The sequence below is a fragment of the Neorhizobium sp. T25_27 genome (genome assembly GCF_002968565.1).
GTDB classification, from domain to species: domain Bacteria; phylum Pseudomonadota; class Alphaproteobacteria; order Rhizobiales; family Rhizobiaceae; genus Neorhizobium; species Neorhizobium tomejilense.
The window spans coordinates 448267-465219 of the sequence record NZ_PVBJ01000002.1 but is presented as its reverse complement, the minus strand read 5'-3'; the positions used below and the strand labels follow the sequence as shown (position 1 = coordinate 465219).

Below are 16953 nucleotides of genomic sequence, written 5' to 3'. Positions count from 1 at the left end.
TTTGTTGCGCGCTGGAACTTGCGACACTATCGATGAAGGCACCTGAAAGACAACATCTGCCGCGGCCTAGAGGACGGCTGCCCACAAAAAGCTGGAGGAGACATGCCTGCTAAGGACAAGGCCACGGGGAAGGCCGCACGTGCGCGGGCTTCCGTGACCGAACAGGAAGCACTCGATTTCCATTCGGAAGGCCGCCCGGGTAAACTCGAAATCAATCCCACCAAGCCGATGGCCACCCAGCGCGATCTGTCGCTCGCCTATTCGCCAGGCGTTGCCGTGCCGGTCCTGGCAATCGCCGCAAACCCGGCAACCGCCTATGACTACACGACGCGCGGCAACATGGTGGCCGTCATCTCCAACGGCACGGCGATCCTCGGCCTCGGCAATCTCGGAGCGCTTGCCTCGAAGCCGGTGATGGAAGGCAAGGCCGTGCTGTTCAAGCGCTTCGCCGACGTCGATTCCATCGACCTTGAAGTCGATACGGAAAATGTCGACGAGTTCATCAACTGCGTGCGGTTCCTCGGCCCTTCTTTCGGCGGCATCAATCTCGAGGATATCAAGGCACCGGAATGTTTCATCATCGAGAGCCGCCTGCGCGAGTTGATGGACATCCCTGTCTTCCATGACGACCAGCACGGCACCGCGATCATCGCCGCTGCCGGCCTGATCAATGCGCTGGAACTGACCGGCCGGGACCTCAAGACCACCAAGCTCGTCTGCAACGGCGCCGGTGCTGCGGCAATCGCCTGCGTCGAACTCATCAAGGCGATGGGCTTCAATTCGGAAAATATCATTCTCTGCGACACCAAGGGCGTCATCTATCAGGGCCGCACCGAAGGCATGAACCAGTGGAAGTCCGCCCACGCGGTGAACACTGCCAAGCGGACCCTCGCCGAGGCCATGAAGGACGCGGATGTCGTGTTGGGCCTTTCCCAGAAGGGCGCCTTTACCGAAGAGATGATCCGCTCCATGGCCGACAGGCCGATCATTTTCGCGATGGCCAACCCCGATCCGGAAATCACGCCGGAAGAAGTCGCCCGCATCCGCGACGACGCAATCATGGCGACCGGCCGTTCGGACTATCCGAACCAGGTCAACAACGTGCTCGGCTTCCCCTATATCTTCCGTGGCGCGCTCGATGTGCGGGCCAGCCAGATCAACGACGCGATGAAGATCGCTGCCGTCAACGCGCTCGCCAATCTCGCCCGCGAAGACGTGCCCGACGATGTTGCCGCCGCCTACCAGGGCAACCGCCCCCGTTTCGGCGCGCAATACATCATCCCGGTCCCGTTCGATCCACGCCTCATCTCGGCGATCCCGGTCGCCGTTGCCGAAGCGGCGATGGAAAGCGGCGTCGCCCGCAAGAACATCGCCGATCTTGCCGCCTACGCCTCAGAACTCTCCGCCCGCCGCGATCCGATCGCCGCGACGACACAAGGCATCTACGAGCGCGTCCGTCGCTTTCCGAAGCGGGTTGTCTTTGCCGAGGCCGAAGAAGAACAGGTCATGCGTGCGGCGATTTCCTTCACCAACCAGAAGCTCGGCACTGCCATCCTTCTCGGGCGTGACGACGTCATCCGCGCGACGGCGGAAAAGGCCGGCATCGATCTCGACCGTCCCGGCATCGAGGTCGTCAATGCACGCCTCTCCAATCGTGTCGATGCCTATATCGACCACCTTTATGCGCGTCTGCAGCGCGAAGGCTTCCTCCACCGCGATGTCCAGCGCCTTATTCATAACGACCGCAACCATTTCGCCGCGACCATGGTCGCCATCGGCGACGCGGATGCGATGGTGACCGGCACGACCCGCAATTATGCGACGGCGCTCCAGGACGTCCGCCGCTGCATCGATCCGAAGCCGGGGCACAAGATAATCGGCGTATCGCTGGTGATCGCCCGCGGCCGGACGATTTTCGTCGCCGACACGGCTGTCCACGACATGCCGAATGCCGAGGATCTTGCTGATATCGCCGTCGAAGCCGCCCGCGTTGCAAAGCGGATGGGGTATGAGCCGCGTGTCGCACTCGTAGCCTATTCGACGTTCGGGCAGCCGATCGGCGAACGGTCGGAGCGGGTTCGCGAGGCGGTCAAGATTCTCGACCAGCGTCGCGTGGATTTCGAATATGACGGCGAAATGGGCGCGGACGTGGCGCTCAATTCGCACCGGATGGAGCAATATCCGTTCTGCCGGCTCTCGGGCACAGCCAACGTGCTGGTCATGCCGGCGATCCATTCCGCCTCGATCTCGACCCGCATGTTGCAGGAACTCGGCGCTTCGACGGTGATCGGCCCACTGCTTGTCGGTCTCGACAAGTCGGTGCAGATCACCTCGATGGGTGCGAAGGACAGCGACATCGTCAACATGGCGGCGATCGCGGCCTATAACGCCGGGACGTGAGTTTCTTGTAAACGGGACCCAAGTGGACTAAGTTCAGTGAACTAAGTCCACTTGGAGAATTGCTTCGTGAAAACCGTCAACATCCATGAAGCCAAGACGCATTTGTCGCGCCTCGTCGAAGAGGCGGCAAACGGCGAAGCGTTCGTCATCGCCAAGGCCGGCAAGCCGATGGTGAAGGTCGTGCCGCTGGAGGAAGCGCCGAAGAAGAAGCGACGGGCCGGCTTTCTAAAAGGCTACGCATCCGTTCCTGACGATTTCGACACAATGTTCGCCAAGGAAATTGAAGAGATGTTTTACGGGAAATGAGAGTTCTCCCGGATTCTCATATCCTCACTTGGTTCGCCGACGACGCACCAAAGCTCACCCACGAAATGCGTGCCATCATCGAAGATGAGGAAAATGAGCTTTTCTTCAGTGCCGCCAGCCTCTGGGAGCTGACTATCAAACGAGCGCTCAATCGTAGTGGTTTCAATATCAGTCCGCGCGTTTTACATCGCGCTTTGCTCGACAATGGATTTCAGGAACTACAGGTGAGCACCGAGCATGCTCTTGCTGTGGAAAGCCTACCTCCGATCCATAAGGATCCGTTCGACCGGATTCTCATCGCACAGAGTATTTCCGAAGGCATGCTGCTGCTGACTTCGGATGAAACCGTCGCACAATACGACGGTCCCATAAGGCTTGTCCGTTAGCTCGCAAACCGTCCGGCGTCGGCGCCGAAGTGGGTGATGTAGCGGTCCGAGATCGAGGCGATCGGCAGGACGATCAGCACGTCGGTGGTGTTGAATGCGTGGTCGATGACCGCACCGTCGCCTACCATTGCACCGAGGCGCAGATATCCCTTGATCAGCGGCGGCAACAGGGAGAGTGCCTTGCGGGTGTTGACGCCCTCCATCGGCATCAGGTCCATCGAGCGATAGAGTTCCGGTAGTGCCGAAACCGCCCAATCGCCCTTGGTCGAGACCGTGTGATGCAGGAAAGACAGCGCCATGGCGTGTTCTTCGGGCGAAACGCCCGGGAAGGACGCGCAGCCGAACATCGCGTTCATGCCGTGCTTCAGCGAATAGGCCCAATTGCCCTGCCAGAGCAGTTCGACGGTGCGCTTGGTGCGATAGTCCGGCAGCACGCAGGAGCGGCCGAGCTCCATGAACTGTTTGTCGGGATGACGCGCAAGCAGCGGCTCGATGTCGAATTCCGACGCCGAATAGAAACCGTTATTGGCCAGTGCCACTTCCTGGCGGAGCAGACGGTAGGTGCCGACGATCTGATCTTCGATATCACCCTCGATGGCGTTGTCGACGACCAGAAGGTGGTCGCAGATCGCATCAAAGGCATCGACGTCGCGGCGGCGGCGCATGGCGTCCGGGCTCAAGGTCGCGTGCATTTCTTCGACGAAGACGCGGTAGCGAACCGCCTGCGCGGCATCGATTTCGCGCTCGCTGCGGGCAAGCCGCGTTTCGAGCGTGCCAATGCGGCCGAAGACATCGCCGCTTACCGGAGCAGAGGCCGGCGCCTGGGTTGTTTCAGGTATCACTTCACGGTTCAGGAGTTCGATTGCCAAGGTGATTCTCCCCTTCCCGGTTTGATCACCGCCTTAAATCACTTCTCTGCGACAAGAACGTGACATTCGCTGTCACAATAGGTTCCAGGGATGGTCGCGTCAACGCGCCTGTTGGCGCTCGGTGGAGAGAACTCCCAAAATTCGAACCTCCTCCAGAAGCGTCAGCGGATCGACCGGCTTTGCGAAGACGCGGCTGGCCCCATTCAGAAGCACCTCGCGATGCGTCGCTTCTCGGCTCTCGCCTGTCAGCACGATCACCGGGACCAGAGGGCGGGCGCCCTCCTGCTCCTCGGCACGCAGCGCCGCCAGGAGATTGAAAACATCTCCTCCGGGCATGTACATGTCGGAAATGATGAGATCGAGCGGCATGTCCCGGTTGAGTACCGTCTCGATCAGCGTCGGGAAGTCGTCGACGAGACGGACCCGGTGTCCGGCCTTTATAAGAACCGAGCGGATGATCAGCGCATTGACGGGATCGTCCTCACCGAGCAACACCTCGAGCCCTTCCCCATGTCTTTCGATAACGGGCGGCGGGGGCATGGCCTGGTTGTCATTCAGCGCGTCGCGTGTGCCGAAGCCGCGCAGGCGGCCGCTCAAGACGTCGATCAGGGATTTTTCCCGGAGCGGCCGGATAAGCCAGGCGTCGAAAAAATCCTGCGGCTGGGAAGCGCGTTCCTCGGGATTGACGAGCAGGATGCGGTGGAGCGGCGCATGCGCCTTTTCATTTGCATAGTCGGAGGCCAGCCGGTGATCGACGATCAGGTCGGTATAGGGCAGCAGGCCTGTGTCGGCGCGGTCGATCAGCATCTGGGCGTCGGCCGTGTTGGCGACATGCCGGCAGCGGCCGCCAAGGGTTTCGATCGTCGCGACCGTCGCCTTGGCGGCAGGTCCTTCCGGCGCCAGAAGCAGCACCCGGGACATGGCCAGCAACTGGTTGCGTTCACCGGTACCCGATTGCGCCGTTTCCGCGAAATGCAGAGGGAATCGGATCGTGAACGTGCTGCCGATCCCCCTCTGGCTGGCGACGGAAAGCGATCCGCCGAACTCCGTCAGAATGCGCGATGCGATGCCGAGACCGAGACCGGTGCCGCCGCTGCGGGCCTCGGCGGAGCCCGCCTGCTCGAATTCGCCGAAAACCCGCGTCAGTTCGTCGGCCGCCATGCCGGGACCGGTATCGATGACGGCAATGGCGACATTGCCTTCTTCGACCGCCGCCCGCACCAGCACGCCGCCATGAGCGGTGAATTTCACCGCATTGCCGATAACATTGAAAAGCACTTGCCGGATGCGGCCCGGATCGAGATCGAGAAGATCGGGGAGATCGGCCGTCATCGTTGCGGCGATCTCGATGCGTTTCTCGTGGGCGCGCGGCGCCAGCATCTCGACGACGTTTTCGATGAGGTGTCGGAGATTTTCCGCCCGGTTGTTGAGCCGGAAGCGGCCGGCTTCCAGCGTCGAATAATCGAGCAGGTCTTCGACGAGCTGCGCCAGCGCATAACCGGACTGGCGAATGCCGCTCAAATAGTTCTGCTGTTCCGCCGTCAGCTTGGTCTGGCCGAGAAGATGGGTCATGCCGAGAATGCCGTTGAGCGGCGTGCGGATTTCATGGACGACGGTGGCGATCTGCCGGGATTTCGCGGCGCTTGCCGCCTCGGCATTCTTCAACGCATGCTGGAGCCGGGGAACCGTGCGCTGGCGGCGCCACTCGGATATTCGGGAAAAGAGCGCGGCAAAGACGCTGCACGGCGCCCTCTTTTCTTCATCCTGCCGCAATCCCAATGCGGGCACGACCTTTTCCGGCACCGGTTCGGCCACATCGGCCGCGGCGGGAGACGCGAACGCCTTCGAGATCCGTTCATGTATGTCGGCGATATCTCGCATTGGGAAAGACTAACCGGGTTTCTTTCCCAATCCTTAGAGCAATCAGGTAAAATTTTACTGATCGGCCTTTTTCGGGCCGAACAGCTCGTCGAGGATGACCAGGCCTGCCCCGATGGTGATGAAACTGTCCGCCAGATTGAAGACGGCGAAGGACCACGTCTCGGTGTGGAACAGGATGTAATCGATCACGTGGCCATAGGCGAAGCCGTCGATCAGGTTGCCGATCGCGCCGGCGATGATCAACGCGAAGCCGGTGTGGGCGAAAGGACGCTCCTTCGGGGTGCGGCGCCAGAGCCAGAGCACGAAGGCGACGATCAGCACCCGCATGCCGACGATGAATTCCCGCTCCATGCCGGACAGCAGGGAGAAGGCGACGCCGAGATTGTAGGTTCGGTAGAGCGCAAGCACCGGCAGAAGCGGAACCGCCTCCTGCATCGGAAGATAATTCTCGACGGCGATCTTCACCACCTGATCGAGAATGACGGCGATGACGATGACGATCAGAGCCACCAGAGGCCGCGAAAGAAGGGCTACGCGTGCGGTCATTTCTTCTCGTCCAGGGTCAGCAGATGGCGGCGGGCCTCGAAGAGCATCACGGCGGACGCGACGGCGAGGTTGAGCGAGTCCGCCCTGCCCTGCTGAGGAATGCGAACGGTGCGATCGGCAGCCCTGGCGAGATTATCTGGCAGGCCGGACTGCTCGTTGCCCATCAGCAGCACGACCGACTTTTTCGAATAATCCACGGTGCGATAGTCGACGGCGCCGGCGAGATGAGTCGCCACGACCTGGGTGCCGGAGCGCTTCTGCCAGATCAGGAAATCTTCCGGCGAACATTTGACGACCGGTACCGCGAAGACCGAGCCCATGGTGGCACGCACGGTTTCCAGCGAAAACGGGTCGGTGCATTCGCCGACCAGGATGACCCCGGTCGCGCCTGCCGCGTCGGCCGTGCGTATGATGGTGCCGAGATTGCCGGGATCGCGCACGCGGTCGAGCGCGATCAGCGTCTCGTCCCTGCCCGGCCTCAGATCGTCGAGCCTTTTCCAGCGCTGTTCGAAAATGCCGACGACCATCTGCGGATTGTCGCGGCGGGTGACCGAGGAGAGCACCTTCTCGCTGACTTCCAGCACGAGCCCGCCATGGGCGACCGTCTTTGCCGCCACCTGCTCGACAAGCGTCTTGCCCTTGGCCGCCTTGGCATAGACCAGCGTACGGATTTCCCAGCCGAGCTCCAGCGCGTCGATGACGAGCTTCAGGCCTTCGGCCATGAAGGTGCCGCTCTCTTCGCGGTCCCTCTTGTTGGTCAGCGCCTTGATGTCCTTGATGATCGGATTGGAAAGCGAGGTAACTTCCTTCACCTGGCCGACCCGCCGTGGTCCGGACTTCTGAAAATCGTCGTTCATGCCGGCACCCAGCGACTGAAAAGGGAAGTGGAAAGCGCGCGGCCCGGCGTCTTGCCGTCCAGCCCCGCCTCGCGGATAACGAGCTCGCCCGATTCCACGGCGCCGCCGGCGCCGCGCATCGTCTCGCGCATCAGCTCATGGATGGAATAGAAGCTGGCGCGGATGGAATAAGCGGTCAGCACGAGGCCGATCGCCTTCGGTGACAACAGTTCGCGGCAGATGTCGAGCATCAGCGGCAGATGATCGAAAAGCTGCCAGACTTCGCCGTTCGGGCCGCGGCCGAATTTCGGCGGATCGGTAAGGATGATGTCGTAGCGGTTGCCGCGACGCTCCTCGCGCAGGATGAACTTCATCGCATCCTCGCAGATCCAGCGGATCGGCGCCTTGTCGAGGCGGGCGAGCGACTGGTTTTCCCGCGCCCAGCCGATCGCCTTCTTGGAGGCGTCGACATGGGTGACTTCCGCCCCGGCAGCCGCCGCGACCAGCGATGCGACGCCTGTGTAGCCGAACAGGTTCAGCACCTTCACCGGCCGCTTCGCCTCCTCGATGCGGTTCTTCATCCACTCCCAGTGAACGATCTGCTCCGGGAAGACGCCGACATGGCGGAAGGACGTGAAGCGGCCGAGAAAATCGGTGCCGAGCAGCGACAGCGGCCAGGTTTCGCCAAGCGCTTCCTTGGTAAACCGCCAGCGGCCCATGCCGTCCTCGTCCGTGTCGCCGGTGAAGAGCGCATCCGCCTTTTCCCAGATGTGGGCAGGAAGAGACGGCTGCCACAGCGCCTGAGCTTCCGGCCGAACGATGCGATAAGGGCCGTATTGCTCGAGTTTGAGCCCGTTGCCGCTATCGATCAGGTGAAAGGCACCGGCACCGGTCGATTCGAGAATGATCGGCACGTGCTCGGGCGGCCGCTCGCCGCTGCGCGGCAAAAGCGGACGGGTTTCCGCCGGTGCTGCGGCCGGCGCGGGTTTGGCGGCCCTTTCCTGCGGCCGCGGGGCCTGCCTGACTGCCGCCGGTTTTGCGGTGGCGTGCCCGCGGGAGGACCGGTTGCCCGCCTCGCTCCGGGCTTTTTCACCCGGCCGCCTTTCCTTGTTCTTCAATACGTTCATCCGCCTGGATTTTGAGACTTGCGGCAGCAGATAGCATTTGCTCGCCATTCTTCAAAGCCGGGGAGCCGATGGCGGCGTGTTTTATTGATGACCCGGCCTGTCCGCCTTTTGTCCCCCTTGGCAAAGATCACCACCCTTGCAATAAGGCTAGCAACGGCGGATGGAGGATCATCGCATGGATATGGGCGGCGAAGAACGTATTGCAGCACCCCGCGACGTGGTCTGGGCGGCGTTGAACGACCCGGAAATCCTTCGCCAGTGCATCCCGGGTTGCCAGACGCTCGAACAGAAATCTCCGACCGAGCTTTCCGCGACCGTCAAGCTGAAGGTCGGTCCGGTTTCGGCGAACTTCTCCGGCGAAGTGACACTCTCCGACATCAACCCGCCGGAAAGCTACACGATATCGGGCGAGGGCAAGGGCGGCATCGCAGGTTTTGCCAAGGGCTCCGCGACCGTCACCCTAGTCGAGGACGGCAGCGATACGCTGCTGCGCTACTCCACCAAGGCTCAGGTGGGTGGCAAGATCGCGCAGCTCGGCTCGCGGCTGATCGATTCCACGTCGCAGAAACTCGCCGGCCAGTTCTTCGCGGATTTCAACAAGGCCGTGGTCGCCAAGGCCGCGCAAGCCTGATTCAGCTCGACTTAATTTACCTGGAAGGAAGTTGCGCCGAGGCCGGCCGTCCAGCGACGACGGCCTTGTGTTCGTTCTGCCACCGGACCGCTTCGCGCGCTTCGACGCGCGCCTGCTTGCGGTGCTTGCCCTGACTCCACCAGGTCACGAACGAGCCGATGAACATCCCGATCAGCAAGGCCAGGAACAGGAACAGGAAAAACGGTGCGCTCACCGCCAGCATGCCGTCTTCCGGCCGGAAGGGATTGAGCGCCAGGGTGACTGTCTGGCGGTTTGCGACTGCGAGCACGATCAGCACGATGCCGAGCGGCACGAAGACCACGAGCGAGACGATCTTTTTGAACTTGTCCATATGATTCTCCGGCAGCAGACTGCATGCTGTTTACCAGCCTCTGTTGCAGAATAGGCGCGCTTTATGGGGTTTCAAGGGCGGCGGGAAGCCGCGCCGGAAGATCAATCCTCTTCGTCGTCAAGACCCGGATTCAGGCGCTCGCGCAGTTCCTTGCCTGTCTTGAAGAAAGGAACCCATTTCTCCTCGACGAAAACGCTCTCGCCGGTGCGCGGATTGCGACCGGACCGGGAGGGACGGTTCTTCACGGAAAACGCGCCGAAGCCGCGCAGTTCGACACGATTTCCGCCTGCCAGGGCATCTGTGATCTCGTCGAGCACGGCATTCACGATGTTCTCGACGTCGCGGTGGTAGAGATGCGGATTGCGAGCCGCGACGATCTGCACCAGTTCTGACTTGATCACGGTTGCCCCCTGAAAAGTTTAGATTTTCAACCGCGCCCAACCTGCCAAACGGAGACAAGACCGTCAAGAAACAACTTGTCTGCGCCGAAGGTGCGAAGGGCGTCGGGAGTGATTGCCTGGCCGAAACCGGAGAGCTTGAACAACTCGCTGACGGCGCTCGCCAACCAGAAGGACGAGGAGGAATTACGCTCCTTCCAATCGACGACCGGCAGGTCCTTGGAAACGCCGCGCGATTCAAAATAGGCGCGGATGTCCTCCTCGCCGCCCAGCTTGTCGACAAGCTTGGCGCTGAGCGCCTGGCGGCCGGTGAAGATCGTGCCGTCCGCGAGCTTAAGAACCTCGTCGCGCGGCAGCTTGCGGCGATCGGCAACAAGATCGACGAACCAGGCGTAGCTGTCCATGACCATGTTGCGGATCATTGTCTTGGCTTCCTCGCTTGCCGGATGGAAGGGCGATGGTTCGGCCTTCAGCGGGGCAGACTTGATCTCCTGCAGAGAGACGCCGATCTTCTTCATCACCTCGTCGATCTGCGGGTACTGGAAGATCACCCCGATCGATCCGGTGATCGAGCTTTCGCCCGCGACGATCTGGTCGCCAGCCATGGCGACCATGTAGCCAGCAGAGGCGGCCAAGGTGCGGATATCGGAAACGACGGGCTTCTTTTCGGAAACCTTCCGGATCGCCTTGAAGATGCGCTCGCCGCCATAGGTCGTCCCGCCCGGCGAAGAGATCGAGACGATCAGCGCCTTGGCCTGGTTGCTTTCGGCGATCTTGTCGAGGCGCTCCAGCAGATCCTTATCATCCGTGATCATGCCGGAGATTTGGATGCGGGCGACATGCGGCACCGCGGATCCGACACCGTCGCCGGCAACGACACGGTAAAGCGCGAACCCGATGCCGACGAGGAAAACAAGTGCGACGATCCGCCAGAAACTCAGCTTGCGGCGCAGGGAACGCCGGTCCGCAATTGCCATTTGATCCATAAAATCACCCTTCGAGCTGAACCGCCGTTGCTAAATAGGCTCTCTAGCGTGTTTTGCAGCAGACCACATCACGTTTTTATGTTGCCCATTATTGTTTGTTGATTGAATCAAAACCATATTGGCGGACAAAGCAAAGCTCACAACCGCTCCATCCGGCACAACCGGGATGAGAACGGAGATGGGCTAGTAAGGAACTATCCGGCACTCATGCTGCAGCATATTCGAAAAACGGCAGGCTTTACGTCGGCGCTGGAGCCGCGCCCGGATGCCTATCAGGCGGCGCTGGCGCATTCCGCCATCGTGCGCAGACTCAAGATACTGCTGCCGATCCTGGCCGGCGTGATTTCGGCTGCCTTCATCGGGGTCTCGATCATCCGCGCCTATCTGCCGGAGAACCTCTCGATTGAAAACGCCCGGATCGAAAACGGCAAGATCGTCATGGAACGGCCGGCGATCTCTGGCCGCAACAAGGACGGCATCAGCTACTCGATGACCGCCAACCGCGCGCTGCAGGATATCCAGAACTCGAACATGATCACGCTCGAGGACGTCAAGGCCGCCGTTCCGGTCAACGACGACGTGATCGCGCGGGTGACCGCGACCGTCGCCGACTTCGACCGCGGCACCGACATGCTCGATCTCAACTCCCCGTTCGACGTCAATCTGAGCAACGGGATCACCGCCCGCTTCAAGTCCGCGCACCTCGATATCAACGCAGGTGTGATGGAATCACCCGAGCACGTCGATATCTCCATGAAAGAAGGCTCTATTGTTGCAGAGTCTTTAAAGATAACGGATAAGGGGCGTACCATCACCTTCAAGGGCCAGGTTCGCCTCCATCTCGATCCAGCCACCATCCGCAACCAAGGCAAGTAGAGCCCGGCCGTCATGATCAATCGCCGCCTTCTTACACGCAATACCGCAGTTCTGATCGCGGCAGGATTTATCTCCTGTCTGGCAGCAACCGCACATGCCCAGACCACCACCAGCCAGATGGAAGGCCTGAAGCTTTCCGGCGACCAGCCGATCCAGATCCAGAGCGACCAGCTCGAGATCAAGGAGCAGGAAAAGAAGGCCTATTTTACCGGCAACGTCCAGGTCGTGCAGGGCACGACGACGATGAAGGCCGGCAAGATGACGGTTCTTTATACGGGTGAAGGTGGCTCGGTGACCTCGGGCAGCGCCAATATCGACAAGATCTTCCTTGACGAGACGGTATTCCTGACCTCGGGAACGCAGCAGGCGACCGCCGAAAAGGGCGAGTTCGACATGAAATCCCAGACCTTCGTGCTTTCCGGCAAGCAGGTCGTGCTCTCCGAAGGCCCCAACGTCTTCAAGGGTTGCAAACTCACCGTACTTATGGAAACCGGCCAGGCCAAGCTCGACGCCTGTGGCGGGCGCGTCGAAATCCTGCTCGACCCGAAATCGCGACCAAAGCAATAATAGACATCTGACGTGAAAATACCGTTCCTCCCCAGTCTGTCGGCAAGGAAGCCGTCCGCGCCCGAACCCTTCGTCGTACGCGATAAAGCGCGCTACGAGGGTACGCTGGTCGCGCATGGTCTTTCGAAGACCTACGATACCCGTCGCGTCGTCAACGGCGTGTCACTGGTCGTGCGCCGCGGCGAGGCCGTCGGGCTGCTCGGGCCGAACGGCGCGGGCAAGACGACCTGTTTCTACATGATCACCGGCCTGGTGCCGGTGGACGAAGGCATGATCGCGATCAACGGCAACGAAGTCACCCACATGCCGATGTATCGCCGCGCCCGCCTAGGCGTGGGGTATCTGCCGCAGGAAGCCTCGATCTTCCGCGGCCTGACCGTCGAGGAAAACATCCGCGCGGTGCTGGAAGTGCACGAGCCCGACAGGGACAAGCGGGAGAGCAAGCTCGACGAACTGCTGGAAGAGTTCCACATCAGCCAGCTGCGGAAATCGGCGGCCGTGGCGCTTTCCGGCGGCGAACGCCGACGCCTCGAAATCGCCCGGGCGCTTGCGACCGACCCGGCCTTCATGCTGCTCGACGAACCTTTTGCCGGCGTCGATCCTATTTCGGTCTCCGACATTCAGAACCTCGTACGCCACTTGACGGCGCGTGGGATCGGCGTTCTGATAACGGATCACAACGTCCGCGAAACGCTGGGCCTGATCGACCGGGCCTACATCATCCACGCGGGCGAAGTACTGACGCATGGCCGGGCAGACGATATCGTCAACAACCCGGATGTTCGCCGTCTTTATCTCGGTGACAAATTCAGCCTCTAGGCGCGAATTGGTCGTTGCAGCGTGACAAAGAAATTTACTTTCCCGCACTGCAGCGCTTGACCAAATCTTTCAAAAAAGCAATTCTTGTGCCAGATGCAAATTTGGCCTTGTGGGGCTCGGCGAAGTCGAGCGTCCACCACTCCATGACCGGGTGGTTCAAGGGGATTGCAGGGGAGTTTCGCGTCCGCCATGGGTTTATCCGCTAATCTTTTCCTACGCCAAACCCAATCGCTGGTGATGACGCCGCAGCTGATGCAATCCATCCAGCTGCTGCAGATGACTCATTTCGAGCTCAACCAGTTCATCGCCCAGGAAGTCGAAAAGAACCCCCTGCTCGAAATTACGTCAAGCGAGAGCGAAAACGACGCGGAAACAGGCTTCGACCCCGCCGACGACTTTGCCCCGACCGAAGGCCGCGAGAGTTCGGCAGCCGCCGAAGTCGACAGCGACTGGTATGAAGGCTCCTCCTCCATCAGCGCCGAGAGGCTCGGCGAAGGGCTCGATACGGGCTTTGAAAACGTCTTCCCGGACGACGGCCCGGTGCGGCGCGCCGATGCGCCGGAGCTGCTCAGCCAGTGGAAATCCATGCCGGGCGGCGAGTCCGGCGAAGACTACGACCTGGATGATTTCGTCGCCGGCCAGGTGACGCTGCGCGACCACCTGAACCAGCAGATCCCCTTCCTGATCGTCGATGCGGCCAGCCGCCTGATTGCTCAGCACCTCGTCGATCAGCTCGACGAGGCCGGTTACATGCTGGGCGACATCGAGGAGATCGCCGCCCGCCTCGGCAGAAGCGCCGAGAATGTGGAAGCCATCCTGCACTCGCTGCAGACACTCGATCCGCCGGGCGTCTTTGCGCGATCGCTCAGCGAATGTCTGGCAATCCAGCTTCGGGAAAAGGACCGGCTCGACCCGGCCATGGATGCACTCATCAGACATCTGGATCTGCTCGGCAAACGCGACTTCGCCTCGCTTCGAAAAATCTGCGGTGTCGACGACGAAGACCTGATCGACATGCTGGGGGAAATTCGCGGCCTCAACCCGAAGCCCGGCGCGGGTTTCGAGCGCGGCATGTCGGAGACGATTTCGCCGGATATCGTCGTGCGGGCGTCACCCGACGGCGGCTGGATGGTGGAACTCAATCCGGACACCCTGCCGCGCGTTCTGGTGAACCACACCTATTTCCAGACGGTGTCGAAGAACTGCCCGAAAAACGGCGACGACCATAACTTCCTTTCCGACTGCATGCAGAACGCCAACTGGCTGACGCGCAGCCTCGACCAGCGCGCCAAGACGATCATGAAGGTAGCGACCGAAATCGTCCGCCAGCAGGATGCCTTCCTGATGCACGGCGTCGACCACCTGCGGCCGCTCAACCTCAAGACCGTTGCCGAAGCGATCAAGATGCATGAATCAACGGTCAGCCGCGTCACCTCCAACAAATACATGCTGACGCCGCGGGGCCTGTTCGAACTCAAGTATTTCTTCACGGTGTCGATCGGCTCGGCAGAAGAAGGCGGCGACAGCCATTCGGCCGAGGCCGTGCGCCACCGGATTCGCCTGCTCATCGCCCAGGAGACGCCGGAGGCGGTGCTTTCGGACGACGATATCGTAATCAGCCTGAAACGCGGCGGCGTCGAACTTGCGCGCCGGACCGTCGCCAAATACCGCGAGGCGATGAACATCCCCTCCTCCGTTCAGCGCCGCCGTGAAAAGCGTGCGATCGCCGGGGTCGCGGCATACTGAAATGCGGCCGAAACAGGCGGTTTTCCACAGGCCTACGTAGAAATCCCGAGACCGGCCGCCGTTGACATTTAAAACATCGGGCGCTAGAAGCCCGCCGCAACTGCACGGGACATGGCACGAAACCTATCCCATCATCCAGACAGGCACCGATTGCAGCAATTTAGCGCGGTGGCGTGTGAACGGCTTGGATGAGGGGACGGCTTGGCGTAGACTGGAACACGCAAGTCACGACAAGAAGGAAGAACTCCATGAGTGTGCGTGTATCCGGTAAGCATATGGAAATTGGCGATTCGTTCCGTCAAAGGATCGAGGACCAAATCGGAGAAGCGGTTACAAAATACTTCGACGGAGGCTATTCAGGCCAAGTCATCGTGGAAAAGGCTGGTTCGCGCTTTTCTGCCGACTGCAAGGTGCATCTCGATACCGGGATCGTCCTGCATGCGGCCGGCGAGGCGAATGATCCGCAGATCAGTTTCGACGCCGCAGCGCAGCGGATCGAAAAACGTCTGCGCCGCTACAAGCGGCGGCTCAAGGATCATCATGCCGGCAACCATGTGAATGGTTTTGCGGAAGTTGCCTACACTGTTATGGACAGCGTACCGGATGAAGGGGAGGAAGTGCCCGAGGATTTCGCGCCGACTATTGTCGCGGAAAGTTCGAAGCAGTTGAAGACGATGACGGTCGCAAGCGCCGTCATGGCACTTGATATGACAGACGAACCTGTTCTTCTGTTCCGCAGCCCCGGCAAGGAACATCTGAACATTGTGTATCGCCGCAATGACGGCAATATTGGCTGGATCGATTCCACCAATATCAAGAACTGACACCTGGGGAGAGCGTCGGAGACGGCGCTCCCCTTCGCCTAGGGCACAAGCTCTTGCGGCACGAAGGATGACGAGAATGGCATTGGCAGATTTGCTGCAGCAAGATGCGATTATTCCTGCCCTAAAGGTAAATTCCAAAAAGCAGCTATTGCAGGAGCTGGCGGCCAAGGCTTCCAAGCTGACGGGCGTGAGCGAACGAGAAATCTTCGACATCATCCTGCAGCGCGAAAGGCTCGGCTCCACCGGCGTCGGCCACGGCATCGCCATCCCGCACGGCAAGCTCAACAGCATCTCGTCGATCAAGGGTATTTTCGTGCGCCTTGAGGCGCCGGTCGATTTCGAAGCGCTCGATGACGAGCCGGTCGATCTGGTGTTCCTGCTGCTCGCACCCGAAGGCGCCGGCGCCGACCACCTGAAGGCGCTGTCGCGCATCGCCCGCGTCCTGCGCGACCAGGACCTTGTCGCCAAGCTGCGCAAGACCGATTCCGCTTCGGCGATCTATGCCTTCCTCAACGAGGAGCAGGCAAACCACGCCGCCTGACCGCATACACATTCGTGGGGACGAAACGAACCGCCCGGCCGCTGACAAAGCGCCGGGCGGTTTTGTTTGCGTGCTACCCTTCCAGATCGGATTTCAGCCGATCCATAAGTCTCACCGCATGGGCGGCATAATCGCCGATCCAGCGATCGTTGATGGACTTGATGGGCAGGGAATTGAGGTAGTTCCAGCGCTCCCTGCCCTCGCGCCTGACAATCACCAGATCGGCCTCTTCCAGCACTTTCAGATGCTGCATGATCGTGCAGCGATCCATGTCGGCAAAGGTCTCGCAGATGCTGCCGGTGGTTTGCGGCCGGCCCTTCAATTCATCGAGGATCAACCGCCGCCTCGGGTGGGCGAGCGCCTTGAAAACTGCGTCGATATCCGCTTCGCTTGACATGTTATATTTTTATAACATATTTTGCCTGCCAGCAAGGAGCCGGCATATCTCGGTTCCGGTTTTCCACGATGAAGAGGAGGAGAAGCCATGACGGACAGGCTATACGGCGGCATCGACATCGCCATGAAGGTCCCGTCGCATCAATATCAGGCGACGATCGCATTCTACCGTGACACGATCGGCCTCAAGGAGATCACCGACAAGGCACCCGCCATCGGTTTCGAACTCGGGCCGAACAAGCTCTGGATCGACGAGGCGCCGATGATGAGCCAGGCCGAGATATGGCTGGAATTGTTTACGGGTGATTTCGACGATGCGGCAGCGCATCTTGAAAAATCGGGCGTCGTGCGCTGCGACGCGATCGAGCCGCTGCCGGAAGGCTTCAAAGGCGGCTGGATCACCAGCCCCGCCAATATCATTCACATGGTGCGGGAACCGGAGGCCTGGTAGGCGCTCGGACAAAAC

General features: G+C 60.7%; 20 protein-coding genes. 11 read left to right on the top strand and 9 right to left on the bottom strand.

Going from position 1 to position 16953, the window contains the following annotated elements; translation table 11 throughout:
• Positions 1-102 precede the first annotated feature (102 nt).
• The 3 genes from C5J24_RS09125 to C5J24_RS09115 all read left to right on the top strand — a co-directional run bounded on the left by C5J24_RS09125 (position 103) and on the right by C5J24_RS09115 (position 3092).
• Positions 103-2400 carry an NADP-dependent malic enzyme gene (locus C5J24_RS09125; protein ID WP_105404200.1) on the top strand — a complete coding sequence of 766 codons (2298 nt, stop codon included), beginning with the start codon at positions 103-105 and terminating at the stop codon, positions 2398-2400.
• A gap of 66 nt (positions 2401-2466) precedes the next feature.
• Positions 2467-2706: a type II toxin-antitoxin system Phd/YefM family antitoxin gene (locus tag C5J24_RS09120; RefSeq protein WP_105417344.1), complete on the top strand. Its 240-nt coding sequence runs from the start codon at positions 2467-2469 to the stop codon at positions 2704-2706.
• The gene (locus C5J24_RS09115; RefSeq protein WP_105417342.1) at positions 2703-3092 is read left to right on the top strand and encodes a type II toxin-antitoxin system VapC family toxin; all 390 of its coding nucleotides are present in this window, start codon (positions 2703-2705) and stop codon (positions 3090-3092) included. The genes C5J24_RS09120 and C5J24_RS09115 overlap by 4 nt, the downstream gene beginning before the upstream one ends.
• Here the strand turns inward: C5J24_RS09115 and C5J24_RS09110 are convergent.
• The 5 genes from C5J24_RS09110 to C5J24_RS09090 form a co-directional block, all read right to left on the bottom strand.
• Positions 3089-3961 carry a GNAT family N-acetyltransferase gene (locus C5J24_RS09110; RefSeq protein ID WP_046667409.1) on the bottom strand — a complete coding sequence of 291 codons (873 nt, stop codon included), beginning with the start codon at positions 3959-3961 and terminating at the stop codon, positions 3089-3091. The two genes, C5J24_RS09115 and C5J24_RS09110, sit on opposite strands and share 4 nt — an antisense overlap.
• A 99-nt stretch (positions 3962-4060) precedes the next feature.
• A complete protein-coding gene (locus C5J24_RS09105; RefSeq protein WP_105417340.1) occupies positions 4061-5842 on the bottom strand; it encodes a hybrid sensor histidine kinase/response regulator in 1782 nt (593 codons plus the stop codon).
• 54 nt (positions 5843-5896) lie between these two features.
• Positions 5897-6388, bottom strand: a complete 492-nt coding sequence (lspA, locus tag C5J24_RS09100; protein WP_105417339.1) for a signal peptidase II — start codon at positions 6386-6388, stop codon at positions 5897-5899.
• Positions 6385-7245 carry an RNA methyltransferase gene (locus C5J24_RS09095; RefSeq protein WP_105417337.1) on the bottom strand — a complete coding sequence of 287 codons (861 nt, stop codon included), beginning with the start codon at positions 7243-7245 and terminating at the stop codon, positions 6385-6387. The genes lspA and C5J24_RS09095 overlap by 4 nt, the downstream gene beginning before the upstream one ends.
• Positions 7242-8351, bottom strand: a complete 1110-nt coding sequence (locus tag C5J24_RS09090; protein ID WP_105417652.1) for a class I SAM-dependent methyltransferase — start codon at positions 8349-8351, stop codon at positions 7242-7244. Before C5J24_RS09090 ends, C5J24_RS09095 begins: the two co-directional genes overlap by 4 nt.
• Before the next feature lie 175 nt (positions 8352-8526).
• On the opposite strand from C5J24_RS09090, the gene C5J24_RS09085 reads away from it, so the two are divergent.
• The gene (locus C5J24_RS09085; protein ID WP_046630421.1) at positions 8527-8982 is read left to right on the top strand and encodes a carbon monoxide dehydrogenase subunit G; all 456 of its coding nucleotides are present in this window, start codon (positions 8527-8529) and stop codon (positions 8980-8982) included.
• 16 nt (positions 8983-8998) lie between these two features.
• Here C5J24_RS09085 and C5J24_RS09080 read toward each other — a convergent pair whose 3' ends face one another.
• The 3 genes from C5J24_RS09080 to sppA all read right to left on the bottom strand — a co-directional run bounded on the left by C5J24_RS09080 (position 8999) and on the right by sppA (position 10718).
• On the bottom strand, positions 8999-9334 hold the full coding sequence (locus tag C5J24_RS09080) for a lipopolysaccharide assembly protein LapA domain-containing protein (RefSeq protein ID WP_105417335.1): 336 nt from the start codon (positions 9332-9334) through the stop codon (positions 8999-9001).
• A 101-nt stretch (positions 9335-9435) separates the two neighbouring features.
• Positions 9436-9735, bottom strand: a complete 300-nt coding sequence (locus C5J24_RS09075) for an integration host factor subunit beta (protein ID WP_007759833.1) — start codon at positions 9733-9735, stop codon at positions 9436-9438.
• Between the two features lie 26 nt (positions 9736-9761).
• A complete protein-coding gene (gene sppA, locus C5J24_RS09070; RefSeq protein WP_105417333.1) occupies positions 9762-10718 on the bottom strand; it encodes a signal peptide peptidase SppA in 957 nt (318 codons plus the stop codon).
• Between the two features lie 207 nt (positions 10719-10925).
• Here sppA and lptC point away from each other — a divergent pair, with 207 nt between their 5' ends.
• The 6 genes from lptC (at position 10926) to ptsN (ending at position 16091) form a co-directional block, all read left to right on the top strand.
• Entirely contained in the window at positions 10926-11594 is a 669-nt protein-coding gene (gene lptC / locus C5J24_RS09065; RefSeq protein ID WP_105404210.1) for an LPS export ABC transporter periplasmic protein LptC, read from the top strand.
• A gap of 12 nt (positions 11595-11606) precedes the next feature.
• The gene (locus tag C5J24_RS09060) at positions 11607-12161 is read left to right on the top strand and encodes an LptA/OstA family protein (RefSeq protein ID WP_046630413.1); all 555 of its coding nucleotides are present in this window, start codon (positions 11607-11609) and stop codon (positions 12159-12161) included.
• A gap of 12 nt (positions 12162-12173) precedes the next feature.
• A complete protein-coding gene (gene lptB / locus C5J24_RS09055; RefSeq protein WP_371412008.1) occupies positions 12174-12980 on the top strand; it encodes an LPS export ABC transporter ATP-binding protein in 807 nt (268 codons plus the stop codon).
• A gap of 189 nt (positions 12981-13169) precedes the next feature.
• Positions 13170-14726: an RNA polymerase factor sigma-54 gene (rpoN, locus tag C5J24_RS09050; RefSeq protein ID WP_105404211.1), complete on the top strand. Its 1557-nt coding sequence runs from the start codon at positions 13170-13172 to the stop codon at positions 14724-14726.
• Positions 14727-14974: 248 nt separating this feature from the next.
• A complete protein-coding gene (gene hpf / locus C5J24_RS09045) occupies positions 14975-15550 on the top strand; it encodes a ribosome hibernation-promoting factor, HPF/YfiA family (RefSeq protein ID WP_105404212.1) in 576 nt (191 codons plus the stop codon).
• A 76-nt stretch (positions 15551-15626) separates the two neighbouring features.
• A complete protein-coding gene (gene ptsN, locus C5J24_RS09040; RefSeq protein WP_105404213.1) occupies positions 15627-16091 on the top strand; it encodes a PTS IIA-like nitrogen regulatory protein PtsN in 465 nt (154 codons plus the stop codon).
• A gap of 73 nt (positions 16092-16164) precedes the next feature.
• On the opposite strand, the gene C5J24_RS09035 is transcribed toward ptsN, so the two are convergent.
• Positions 16165-16488 (bottom strand): helix-turn-helix transcriptional regulator, encoded by a 324-nt coding sequence (locus C5J24_RS09035; RefSeq protein ID WP_105404214.1) that lies wholly within the window; start codon positions 16486-16488, stop codon positions 16165-16167.
• A gap of 87 nt (positions 16489-16575) precedes the next feature.
• Between C5J24_RS09035 and C5J24_RS09030 the strand changes: the two genes are divergently transcribed.
• The gene (locus C5J24_RS09030; protein WP_105404215.1) at positions 16576-16938 is read left to right on the top strand and encodes a VOC family protein; all 363 of its coding nucleotides are present in this window, start codon (positions 16576-16578) and stop codon (positions 16936-16938) included.
• The last annotated feature ends 15 nt before the right edge of the window (positions 16939-16953 follow it).

Bases quoted from the DNA above. Each gene is read 5' to 3' on its own strand.
- lspA (WP_105417339.1), bottom strand. From the start codon at position 6,388: ATGACCGCACGCGTAGCCCTTCTTTCGCGGCCTCTGGTGGCTCTGATC.
- lptC (WP_105404210.1), top strand. From the start codon at position 10,926: ATGCTGCAGCATATTCGAAAAACGGCAGGCTTTACGTCGGCGCTGGAG.
- C5J24_RS09090 (WP_105417652.1), bottom strand. From the start codon at position 8,351: ATGAACGTATTGAAGAACAAGGAAAGGCGGCCGGGTGAAAAAGCCCGG.
- sppA (WP_105417333.1), bottom strand. From the start codon at position 10,718: ATGGATCAAATGGCAATTGCGGACCGGCGTTCCCTGCGCCGCAAGCTG.
- ptsN (WP_105404213.1), top strand. From the start codon at position 15,627: ATGGCATTGGCAGATTTGCTGCAGCAAGATGCGATTATTCCTGCCCTA.
- C5J24_RS09095 (WP_105417337.1), bottom strand. From the start codon at position 7,245: ATGAACGACGATTTTCAGAAGTCCGGACCACGGCGGGTCGGCCAGGTG.
- C5J24_RS09035 (WP_105404214.1), bottom strand. From the start codon at position 16,488: ATGTCAAGCGAAGCGGATATCGACGCAGTTTTCAAGGCGCTCGCCCAC.
- C5J24_RS09105 (WP_105417340.1), bottom strand. From the start codon at position 5,842: ATGCGAGATATCGCCGACATACATGAACGGATCTCGAAGGCGTTCGCG.
- hpf (WP_105404212.1), top strand. From the start codon at position 14,975: ATGAGTGTGCGTGTATCCGGTAAGCATATGGAAATTGGCGATTCGTTC.
- C5J24_RS09060 (WP_046630413.1), top strand. From the start codon at position 11,607: ATGATCAATCGCCGCCTTCTTACACGCAATACCGCAGTTCTGATCGCG.
- rpoN (WP_105404211.1), top strand. From the start codon at position 13,170: ATGGGTTTATCCGCTAATCTTTTCCTACGCCAAACCCAATCGCTGGTG.
- C5J24_RS09030 (WP_105404215.1), top strand. From the start codon at position 16,576: ATGACGGACAGGCTATACGGCGGCATCGACATCGCCATGAAGGTCCCG.
- C5J24_RS09125 (WP_105404200.1), top strand. From the start codon at position 103: ATGCCTGCTAAGGACAAGGCCACGGGGAAGGCCGCACGTGCGCGGGCT.
- C5J24_RS09085 (WP_046630421.1), top strand. From the start codon at position 8,527: ATGGATATGGGCGGCGAAGAACGTATTGCAGCACCCCGCGACGTGGTC.
- C5J24_RS09115 (WP_105417342.1), top strand. From the start codon at position 2,703: ATGAGAGTTCTCCCGGATTCTCATATCCTCACTTGGTTCGCCGACGAC.
- C5J24_RS09080 (WP_105417335.1), bottom strand. From the start codon at position 9,334: ATGGACAAGTTCAAAAAGATCGTCTCGCTCGTGGTCTTCGTGCCGCTC.